The 8,624-nt window shown below is 62.5% G+C and carries 11 protein-coding genes and 1 pseudogene; 5 read left to right on the top strand and 7 right to left on the bottom strand.

Features of this window, described 5'->3' with window-relative positions; translation table 11 throughout:
• From ET21_RS0107970 to ET21_RS0107950, 5 genes and pseudogenes are all read left to right on the top strand, one after another.
• On the top strand, nucleotides 1-775 hold a 775-nt coding region (locus ET21_RS0107970; RefSeq protein ID WP_237751511.1), incomplete at its 5' end, for a haloacid dehalogenase type II.
• A 451-nt stretch (nucleotides 776-1,226) separates the two neighbouring features.
• On the top strand, nucleotides 1,227-2,018 hold the full coding sequence (locus ET21_RS0107965; RefSeq protein ID WP_037470497.1) for an NYN domain-containing protein: 792 nt from the start codon (nucleotides 1,227-1,229) through the stop codon (nucleotides 2,016-2,018).
• 13 nt (nucleotides 2,019-2,031) lie between these two features.
• A complete protein-coding gene (locus tag ET21_RS0107960) occupies nucleotides 2,032-2,337 on the top strand; it encodes a hypothetical protein (RefSeq protein WP_030092368.1) in 306 nt (101 codons plus the stop codon).
• Nucleotides 2,334-3,998: pseudogene (locus ET21_RS25685) on the top strand (type IV secretory system conjugative DNA transfer family protein). Before ET21_RS0107960 ends, ET21_RS25685 begins: the two are co-directional and overlap by 4 nt.
• A gap of 11 nt (nucleotides 3,999-4,009) precedes the next feature.
• Nucleotides 4,010-4,399: a hypothetical protein gene (locus tag ET21_RS0107950; RefSeq protein ID WP_030092366.1), complete on the top strand. Its 390-nt coding sequence runs from the start codon at nucleotides 4,010-4,012 to the stop codon at nucleotides 4,397-4,399.
• Between the two features lie 226 nt (nucleotides 4,400-4,625).
• Here ET21_RS0107950 and ET21_RS0107945 read toward each other — a convergent pair whose 3' ends face one another.
• The 7 genes from ET21_RS0107945 to ET21_RS0107915 all read right to left on the bottom strand — a co-directional run bounded on the left by ET21_RS0107945 (nucleotide 4,626) and on the right by ET21_RS0107915 (nucleotide 8,556).
• Nucleotides 4,626-4,943: a DNA-binding transcriptional regulator gene (locus ET21_RS0107945; RefSeq protein WP_024899700.1), complete on the bottom strand. Its 318-nt coding sequence runs from the start codon at nucleotides 4,941-4,943 to the stop codon at nucleotides 4,626-4,628.
• Nucleotides 4,921-5,310 carry a type II toxin-antitoxin system RelE/ParE family toxin gene (locus ET21_RS0107940; RefSeq protein ID WP_019200205.1) on the bottom strand — a complete coding sequence of 130 codons (390 nt, stop codon included), beginning with the start codon at nucleotides 5,308-5,310 and terminating at the stop codon, nucleotides 4,921-4,923. The genes ET21_RS0107945 and ET21_RS0107940 overlap by 23 nt, the downstream gene beginning before the upstream one ends.
• Nucleotides 5,311-5,388: 78 nt before the next feature.
• A complete protein-coding gene (locus ET21_RS0107935) occupies nucleotides 5,389-5,670 on the bottom strand; it encodes a ribbon-helix-helix domain-containing protein (protein WP_037506114.1) in 282 nt (93 codons plus the stop codon).
• A 72-nt stretch (nucleotides 5,671-5,742) separates the two neighbouring features.
• Nucleotides 5,743-6,366: an AAA family ATPase gene (locus ET21_RS0107930; RefSeq protein ID WP_030092365.1), complete on the bottom strand. Its 624-nt coding sequence runs from the start codon at nucleotides 6,364-6,366 to the stop codon at nucleotides 5,743-5,745.
• A gap of 243 nt (nucleotides 6,367-6,609) precedes the next feature.
• The gene (locus ET21_RS0107925) at nucleotides 6,610-7,485 is read right to left on the bottom strand and encodes a helix-turn-helix domain-containing protein (protein WP_030092364.1); all 876 of its coding nucleotides are present in this window, start codon (nucleotides 7,483-7,485) and stop codon (nucleotides 6,610-6,612) included.
• 191 nt (nucleotides 7,486-7,676) lie between these two features.
• Complete coding sequence (locus tag ET21_RS0107920) at nucleotides 7,677-7,886, bottom strand: ribbon-helix-helix protein, CopG family (RefSeq protein ID WP_024899703.1); 210 nt, start codon at nucleotides 7,884-7,886, stop codon at nucleotides 7,677-7,679.
• A 109-nt stretch (nucleotides 7,887-7,995) separates the two neighbouring features.
• The gene (locus ET21_RS0107915) at nucleotides 7,996-8,556 is read right to left on the bottom strand and encodes a recombinase family protein (RefSeq protein ID WP_024899704.1); all 561 of its coding nucleotides are present in this window, start codon (nucleotides 8,554-8,556) and stop codon (nucleotides 7,996-7,998) included.
• Nucleotides 8,557-8,624 lie beyond the last annotated feature (68 nt).

Here is an 8,624-nt window from a genome sequence, read left to right as displayed (position 1 = left end):
AAAATCAGGCGATCTTGAAGTCAAGCGGCAGGCCACTTGGGGAATGTCGGATCCCTGTATTCTGCAAGGATACAGCACAGGAAGCATAGGACAAATAGTGACCCTAAATGCCATCGCATTCGACGCCTACGGAACGCTATTCGATGTCTATTCGGTCAGTTCCGAAGCCGAAGACCTTATGCCCGGAAAGGGCGCGAAGCTGGCAACTATCTGGCGCGACAAGCAAATTGAGTATACCCGCCTGCGCAACATGTGCGACAAATACGAAGACTTCTGGCGTGTGACAGGCGACGCGCTTGATTATGCCTGTGCTGCACTTGATGTAGAACTGCCCCTTAGTTCACGAGATCGCCTGCTGGGGAAATACTCCGAGCTTTCGGCCTTTCCCGAGAACGCTGCGCAATTGCAGCGCCTAAAGGACGCCGGGATAACACTTTCGATCTTGTCGAACGGAACACCTCGGATGCTTGATCAAGCCGTGAAAGCCTCTGGGCTTAGTGGATACTTCGAGCATGTCTTGAGCGTCGATTCAGTCAAACGTTTCAAGACAGCGCCGGAAGCTTACCAAATGGGACCAGATACATTTGACTGTGATGCGAGTGAGATACTGTTTGTGTCTTCGAACTGCTGGGACATTTGTGGAGCGACCTGGTTCGGCTACCGCACCTTCTGGCTCAATCGTCATGGGCTTCCACTCGAACGCCTTGGCGTCAGGCCGCACTGCATTGGCTCGTCGATGCAAGATGCGGCGGACTATGCTCTCGAATTGGTCTAGGATCAGGATCGGTGCACCCGGCCCGTGTGACTTTGGGACTGCGGATGAGCAATCTACTAGGCTTGTCGCTAAATGGACTTTGGGCTTGATAGGCTGTCTCAGGCGGCGCTCATCGCATAGTTCGGAAACCTATTGATTACCCGAGCCTTCGCCGTGACCGTGACGTCACCATAGTTGTCACCCGCAGTCTTCCCGACATGACCGCAGATCGCATCCAGCACTCGGTCAGATGATCCCAGTTCCCGTCCAACTGTCTTGAACCGATGCCTCCAACCGTGGCTTGGGCTTACGCCGGCCGGAACAATCTTGAGAGACCCGAGCCAAGTGCTTTGAAGTCCTCGCTACTTCCGGCCCTGAGCGGACGGTCAGCCTAGCCCCGTGCCGCATAGCCGCATGCTCCGAAGCAGGCACTGGGCATAGCTGCAGCATTCCTGCGCCGCGGACGACTGCTGTGCGGACGAAGCCGACGGCAATAGACAGCGCCGGAACACTTGCGTTGCTGATCGACGGCGATAATGCCACCCCGAAAATCATAACCGGGCTGCTGGCTGAGATCGCCAACTATGGCACCGCCAGCGTCAAGCGCATCTATGGCGATTGGACCAAGCCGAACCTCAACGGCTGGAAAGAGTGCCTGCTGGAACACTCGATTCAGCCGGTCCAGCAATTCGCCTATACGACCGGGAAGAACGCAACGGACGGCGCGATGATTATCGACGCGATGGACTTGCTCTATACCGGCCGCTTCTCCGGTTTCTGCATCGTCTCAAGTGATAGCGACTTTGCCCGCCTGGCCGCGCGCATCCGTGAGCAAGGCGTCATCGTCTATGGGTTCGGGGAGCGCAAGACGCCCCGCCCCTTCATCACCGCTTGCGACAAGTTCGTCTATTTCGACGTGCTCAACACGGCCGGGGAACAGAAGGAAGCGGAAGCCGTCACCGCGCCTAAAGCGGCCGCCGCCAAGCCTGCACCGGCGAAAGCGGCACTCGATCGCGCTGCCCTCGACATGCTGGCGAAAGCTGTCACCGCCTCGGCCGACGAAGACGGCCGCGCCAATCTGGCCCGCGTCGGCGCGCACCTGGCGAAACAATCGCCGGATTTCGACGCCCGTAACTATGGCTTTCCCCGCCTCTCCGATCTGGTCGAGGCGTCGGGCATTGTCGAGGTCGAGCGCATTGGCGAAAATCCGAAAATTATCATGGTTCGCCTCAAGGGCGGGCCAACCCCTCGCCCCGCTAGATAGAAGGAAACGACACATGGCGCGCAAGACGATCGAACAGCGGTTGGCCGAGCTGGATGCGCAGCGCGCCACGCTCAAGGCCCGGCTCGGCAAACAGGAGCGCGCCAACGATACCCGCCGCAAGGTGCTGCTCGGCGCGCTCGTTCTGCATCGCCTCGAAAGCGGCAAGGATGAGGAATTTTCCCGACGCCTCCGCGAATGGCTCAAGCGCGAGCTGCCCGACTTCCTGACGCGCCCTGGCGATAAGGAACTCTTTGCCGATCTGATCGCCAACGCGCCGGCCAGGGAGACAACAGACAGCGCCGGGGGGGCCGCCTCATGAATCAGGCGACGTTAGCCTGGGCCGCGTTCAAGAACATGATGCGGCAGGCTGCGCGTGATCCGCTATGGGCGTTCCTATCCCTGCTCGCCCTGCCCTTCCGCATCTGGAAACCGCTTCTCGGGCTTCTGTTCATCCTCATCATAACCCTGTTCGTGGTCGGCTTCGGCGGCCGGTTCTTCCTCGAACAAATGGGCTTCGGCCCCGGCTCGGTTCCCTTCATCGCGCTCGATCTCGTCACGCTGCTGGTGCTGGCCGCGATCACCTTCCGGCTCGTCACCAATCCGCTGATTATCCATTTCGGGGATATGGACGGCGAAACCCACGGCTCGGCCCGCTTCGCCACCGACAAGGAAACCGCCGCCCTTGCCCGCGCCGATTCCGGCCTGCTGATCGGCCGCGACGGCAAAACGGGAAAGCTCCTGCGCTATGACGGCCCGGCCCACCTGCTGACGATGGCCCCGACGCGCACCGGCAAAGGGGTGGGAACCATCATCCCTAACCTGCTCACGGCCGACCGCTCCGTGATCTGCATCGACCCCAAGGGCGAAAATGCCAAGATCGCCGGCCACGCCCGCCAGACCTTCGGCCCGGTCCACGTCCTCGACCCCTTCGGCGTCACCGGCCAGCCCTCGGCCGCCTTCAATCCTCTCGACTAGCTCGACCCGGCCGGCCTCGATGTCGCGGAAGATGCAAGCACCTTGGCCGACGCCCTCGTGTTCGATGAACCGGGCATGGCCGGCGAGGCGCATTGGAACGAGGAAGCCAAGGCGCTCATTGCCGGCCTGATCCTCCATATTGCCGCCAGCGAGCCGCGCGACAGGCGAAACCTCGCTACCCTGCGCGAAGCTCTCACCCTCGCCCCTGAAGCCTTCGCGGCGCTCCTGAAGGACATGCAGGCGTCAACGGCCGCCGGCGGCCTGATCGCCCGCGCCGCAAACCGCCACCTCGGCAAATCCGACCGGGAAGCGGCCGGCGTCCTCTCGGCCGCGCAGCGCCATACCCATTTCCTCGACAGCCCCCGCATGGTCGCGGTCCTCGGCCGATCCGATTTCCGCTTTGCCAATCTCAAGCGCCGCAACGCCTCGGTGTTCCTCGTCCTGCCGCCCGATCGCCTCGCCACCTATTCCCGCTGGCTGCGTCTGCTCGTCGCGCAAAGCCTGACCGACATGGCGCGCGACCCCGCCAAGCCGGCCGTGCCGGTCCTCTACCTGCTGGATGAGTTCGCCGCCCTCGGCCACCTCGCCCCCGTCGAGCGCGCAATGGGCCTCATGGCCGGCTATGGCGTCCAGCTCTGGCCGATCCTGCAAGACGTTCACCAGCTCCGCGCCACCTACGGGCAACGCGCCGGAACCTTCCTGTCAAACGCCGGCGTCCTACAGGTGTTCGGTGTCAACGATCACGACAGCGCCCGCCTCGTCTCCGATCTGCTCGGGCAGGAAACCGTGGTGTTCCAGACCATGAGCCGGGCGCTCGATTCCGAAAAATCCGGCCTCTCCTATGGCGAGCAACACACGGCCCGGCCGCTGCTGACCCCCGATGAGGTCCGCAACCTGCCGCAGCATGTCGAATTGCTGTTCCTCGCCGGGCAACGGCCGATCGTCGCCGGCAAGCTCGCCTATTACGCCGATGCAGAATTCCGGGGGCTGTTCGACCAAGCATAAAGGATGAAACCATGACCGACACCGATGCGCCCGAATGGCCCGATCCCGCCGACAAGGCCCATGCCGTTGAACAGGCCAAGCAGCTCCGTGACCAGGCCGCCAAGGGCGGCTTGCGGTTTGAAGCCTATCTGCCGCCGTCGCTGGCCCTGTGGCTGCTCGATCTGATCGAACAGGACACGTTCCTTGATCCGTCCGAAGCCGTGTTCGTGATCCTGGGCGAGCATAAGGAGCTGGCACCCCATGCCGATCTGCGCCGGGAACTACTCAAGCGCCGCATACAGGTGGCGGCCGATGATTCCCGACCGGGTATTTCGATGGAAGAAATGAAAGCCCTACTGCGCGAAAAGCGCGAAGCCCCCCTGCCCGAGCCGGCCAGATGGGAAAAGCGGTCCCGGCGCTGACGCACCGGGGCTTCTCTCTTGCGGCCCTCCGGTCACTTCGGCGCTATGTGGGAGCGCGTTCCCTCCGGGCCGGGGCCGGCTGCTCGCCGGCATCGCTCAACCAGGCCACACCCGCGACGCTAGCCCCCGGCCGTCCCGCTCTCATCATCTAGGGCCGTAGGGACGGCCGGGGGCGGGATGCAGGCAGACAACTTGCCAAATTGCTTGTTTGCCAACTTGCCAGCAATCAGGCAATCGCCTCAAGGCCCCTTTTCTGAATAACGGTCAGCAGCCGCAGCGCCGGGCCGCCGGGCTTCTTCACCCCACGTTCCCAATCTGACACCAGCCCCTTACTCACGTTGAGATAGCGGGCAAAGACAGGCTGCGAGATACGCTCACGCTCACGAATAGAACGGATTTCCTCGGGGGTCAGCGGCTCAACGGTTGTCAGACACCCCTCGTCAAATTCGCGCATCGTCTGCTTGTCGATCGCGCCGGACTCATAGAAGCCTTCCATCATCTCATGGACGGCCGCCAGAGCTTCACTCTTGTAAGTCTTGCTCATCGCAATTCACCTCGAACATTCGACCCGCAGCAACTTCCGCGTCCATCTGCGCATCTGCAAACCCCAAGACCAGCTTTGCGGCCTTCTTCAAGTAGGCTTCTTCCGCATCATCAAGGTTCGCCATATCGCTCTTGGCAAACCCGAACGCGAAAACCGCCCTCGTCTCCGCGCGGAAGAAAACCAGCGTTCGGAAGCCGCCAGACTTTCCAGCGCCGGGCCGCGCTACTCGTTGCTTGATAAGGCCGGCCCCTAGATCGGCGTCGATCTGGCCGCGCTCAGCCCGCTCTACAGCCTCACAAAGCATCGCGTCAGAGATTTTCTCCTTTCGGGCAAACTTGTGAAACCGGCTGTTTTTGAAAACCCTCACGCGACTTCCTCGCCCCTGAATGTATGACACATAGCGTTACACTTCAAGGCCCTTACCGCATCGCCGCTTTGCTGGCAATCAAGCACTATGTTTTGCCAGCAAGTCAGCAAGCGCCTCGCGCATGAGGTCTTCAATGGAGCGGTCGGTGTCGGCTGACAGCCGCTTAACCCGGCGATGTTCCTCCGGCTCGACCACGACCGTCACCCGCTTCATTCCGGCCCGCGTGGCGGCATGGTAACGCTTACCCTCGGCACGATCCGGGGTCGGCGCGGGGGCGGATTCCGCGATAGGCGCAACAGGCGGCGTGGTCTGCGCGCCCACGGCCTTCATGCTCGCGGCTAAACTCGGTCTTTTCGACATGGTTTTATCCCATCAAACTGCCAGTTTGCCAGCAATACCATTATGCCTTATTGCTGGCAATACAGCTTGCCGTCAAATCAGCAATTGGCCTCTAAGCCAGGTCAGCAATTCGGACACTTCCTCGCTGGCTTTGCCGGCCGGCTCATACTCCGGAGCGGTTTTGCCGGCCGTGAGCGCATGTCCGAAAGCCGCCCGCTGCTGGAAGGCGACGGGGGCAACCTCCAAGCCGTGAACCTGAACGGCTTCCCGCGCATCGGCCAGAAGCTGCGTGGCACGCGGCGGCACGGCGTTCAAAACGACAAAGGCCGGCTTTTGGGCGAGTTTCACCAGCTCGGCCGTGCTTCCGATCGCGCGAAGATCGAGGATTCCGGCTCGGCACGGGATCAACACCATGTCGGACGATCGCGTTGCCGCCATTGCGGCCGCTTCCGAGTGCGGCGCGGTGTCGATCACGACCAGCTCGGCCCCGCCATCGGTCGCGGCCTGCAAGCCTTGCGGCAAACGAGTGTGAGGAAGCGCGACGACAACCGGGGCCTCACCTTGTCGGCTATCGCCCCATCCGGCGGCGCTTGCCTGGGGGTCAAGGTCGATGATAGCGGCGGGAAGCCCGGCCGCCTCGGCGGCCGTAGCAAGGTGCAAGGCGAGGGTGGTTTTTCCAGCCCCGCCTTTTTGGCTGACTATGGCGATTGTTTTCATATTGCTGGCATAGCAGCAAACCGCATTGACGGCAAGAATTTTTGCTTAAATGCCTTATTGCTGGCAATACAGCAAATATTAAGCCCCGCCCTTGCCCCTCGCTCCCTCTCGAAAGCCCGTAGGACGGTTGCCGCCGGCGCGAACGTGGCGGTTTTGCTGTGAGGGTGCCGCCTCCCGATCCGCCTTATACGCGGATCGGAACCGCCGCAGGGCTGCGCAAGCAGCCCGAACAGCGGCGACCGCTTATGTTTGCCCTCTTAGATAAAGATCAGATGGGGATTCAGTCTGGTTATCGGACTCACGTTTCATCACACTCTTTGCCAGCATCACGAGGGCCTTACCGAGCGGGCTATCGCCGGTGTCGAGCTGCGTCCGCTCATCGAGGGGCAGGGTGGTCTTGTAGGCGTCGATTGCCTCGCTCCATGCCTGCTGATCCTGTCCATGATCAGCAGGCGGGGGCGGGGCCTTGCCGAACCTGCCGAGAAACTGACGGGCCTTTTCCGGCAAGGACAGGCGATAGGCGTTGCTCGTCTGCTGGACCTGTGGGCCGCGCCCCTCGTTGCCGGTCGGCTCGTAGCGCCGCAGCCAGTCGATGAAACCATGCGCCCGCAGGTTCTTCAGCGCCCGCACGATCGTATCGCGCGACCGGCCTAGCCGATCCATGATCGTGGTGATTGACGGCTCTAACCGGCCGGTGCGGAAGTCTATGAGATTGACGAACAGCCGCAGCACGTCGAGCGCCACCGATCCTAGCGGGCCGCTTCGCTCGCCCTTCTCGTGCAAGCCGGCCTCATTGTAGATTTCGGCCGCCTTCAAGATTGCCTGAACGTCCTTGCGCGTCGTCGGCCGCCATATCCGGCCCTCCGATCGGCCCCGGATATGACTATGCCGGCGAACTGGCGTCGGGCATCGCTCGGCCGGGGGCATGACCAGGCCAAGCCCGGCCTGTCCCGATCCCCGCCACGCCTCGCGGCGCTCATGGGCGAGCGTGGAGAGCTGCCCGGCGTCTTCCTCGGTGAGCTGGCCGGCGCTGTAGCGCGTCCATACCTCCCGCATGATCTCATCAAGCGCGCTTGCGCGCGCGCAGCCGATCGCGGCCGCGATCTGCGTCCTCAACATGCCTGTCGTCCTTCCATTTGAAGGACATGACGGCGCGGACGGCAGGCACGGCTTTCCTGTTTCCGCAAGAATCAATCTTGCGGATTGGAGTGCTGTAGCGTAGATAAGGGGAGAGCTTTGGCCCCGTCTCTACGGTGTGTCTGACGGCCTACAAAAACGCTCGACCGTTGGCGCGGTCGGGCGTTTTGCCGTTATGTCCCTTGCTTCGCTTCGATATAGAGCCTCAATGCTTCCTCGATGATCGGCGCGCGGCCAAGCACGCCCCGCTGCTCCTTGATCTTGTCGATTTGGGCGAGAAGATCAGTCGGAACATACGTGGTCAGCGCGATACGGCCGGCCGCAAGCTGCCGCGCCCGATGGGCGGCAACGTCCTTCCGAATCCTTTCCGAGTCGCGCTTCATTCTTAGCAGTAAGGACGAACTCGCCCGATTCTGCAATCCCTTGCGGAAGGAACCGCGAAAGGCACTACTTCTAGGGCCGGCAACTAAACGTGGTTACGTCAATGCGTATTCACGTCAATGCGTTCTCAAGCGCCCGGTAGAGCGTGGCACGATGCACGCCCAAGAGCCGGGCGACTTCCGCCACCGGCTTCTTGTCGTCATGGATAAGCTGGCGGGCATGGGCGATCTGCTCGGCCGACAGGGCAGGGGAGGGGCCGAACTTCACGCCTCGGGCTTTCGCCGCGATCCGGCCGGCGCTCGTGCGCTCCACGATCAAGCTGCGCTCGAAATCCGCGATGCCGGCGAACACGGTCAACACCATGCGCCCCGCCGGCGTCGTGGTATCGGCCCACGGCTCGGCCAGCGAACGCAGGCCAGCGCCGGCCTCCTTGATCCGCTCCGCGATCGCCAGAAGGTCGCCGGTCGATCGGGCGAGGCGGTCTAGCCTGGTGATCGTCACCACGTCGCCGGCACGCAGATGGTCGAGCATCCGCGCCAGCTCGGGCCGATCCCGCTTCGCCCCGGAAGCCTTTTCCTCGAAGATGCGGACGCAGCCGGCCGCACCCAGGGCGGCCCGCTGCGCATCGAGGTCCTGGCCGCGAGTCGAAACGCGGGCATAGCCGATGAACACGCGGCCGGCGTCGGAATCTGGCCCAGTCGGCCCGAAGCTGCGATTTTGGCCATGTTGAAGAACAAAGA

The sequence above is a fragment of the Sphingobium sp. DC-2 genome, from assembly GCF_000722555.1.
GTDB classification, from domain to species: Bacteria; Pseudomonadota; Alphaproteobacteria; order Sphingomonadales; family Sphingomonadaceae; genus Sphingobium; species Sphingobium quisquiliarum.
The sequence above is the reverse complement of the archived record's forward strand: the minus strand, read 5'-3'. Positions and strand labels throughout refer to the sequence as shown.